This is a genomic window from Streptomyces coeruleofuscus (assembly GCF_039532725.1).
Taxonomy (GTDB): domain Bacteria; phylum Actinomycetota; class Actinomycetes; order Streptomycetales; family Streptomycetaceae; genus Streptomyces; species Streptomyces coeruleofuscus.
Genome location: NZ_BAAASE010000028.1, coordinates 1 through 995, shown reverse-complemented (window position 1 = coordinate 995; position 995 = coordinate 1). Strand labels below are relative to the sequence as shown.

The window sequence follows — 995 nt, the reverse complement described above, 5'->3', positions numbered from 1 at the left end:
ACGGATCACAAGACGATCGGCACGCTGTACCTGGTGACGTCGTTCGCGTTCTTCGTCATCGGTGGCGTGATGGCGCTGTTCATGCGCGCCGAGCTCGCCCGGCCTGGTCTGCAGATCATGTCGAACGAGCAGTTCAACCAGGCGTTCACGATGCACGGCACGATCATGCTGCTGATGTTCGCGACGCCGCTGTTCGCCGGCTTCGCGAACTGGATCATGCCGCTCCAGATCGGCGCGCCGGACGTGGCGTTCCCCCGGCTGAACATGTTCGCCTACTGGCTGTACCTGTTCGGCTCACTCATCGCCGTCGGGGGCTTCCTCACCCCGCAGGGCGCGGCCGACTTCGGCTGGTTCGCCTACAGCCCGCTGTCGGACGCGGTCCGTTCCCCGGGCATCGGCGCCGACATGTGGATCATGGGTCTGGCCTTCTCCGGCTTCGGCACCATCCTCGGCTCGGTCAACTTCATCACCACGATCATCTGCATGCGCGCGCCGGGCATGACGATGTTCCGCATGCCGATCTTCACCTGGAACGTGCTGCTGACCGGTGTGCTGGTCCTGCTCGCCTTCCCGGTCCTGGCCGCGGCGCTGTTCGCCCTGGAGGCGGACCGCAAGTTCGGTGCCCACATCTTCGACTCCGCCAACGGCGGCGCGTTGCTGTGGCAGCACCTCTTCTGGTTCTTCGGCCATCCAGAGGTGTACATCATCGCGCTGCCGTTCTTCGGGATCATCTCCGAGGTCATCCCGGTCTTCTCCCGCAAGCCGATGTTCGGTTACTCGGGTCTGATCGGCGCGACGATCGCGATCGCGGGTCTGTCCGTGACGGTGTGGGCGCACCACATGTACGTCACCGGCGGTGTGCTGCTGCCGTTCTTCTCCTTCATGACCTTCCTGATCGCGGTCCCGACCGGTGTGAAGTTCTTCAACTGGATCGGCACCATGTGGAAGGGCTCGCTGTCCTTCGAGACACCGATGCTGTGGGCGACCGGCTTCCT

Annotated in this window: 1 protein-coding gene; it reads left to right on the top strand. The window is 64.1% G+C overall.

The features are described from left to right. On the top strand, positions 1-995 hold a 995-nt coding region (locus tag ABFX81_RS42100; RefSeq protein WP_346139707.1), incomplete at both ends, for a cbb3-type cytochrome c oxidase subunit I.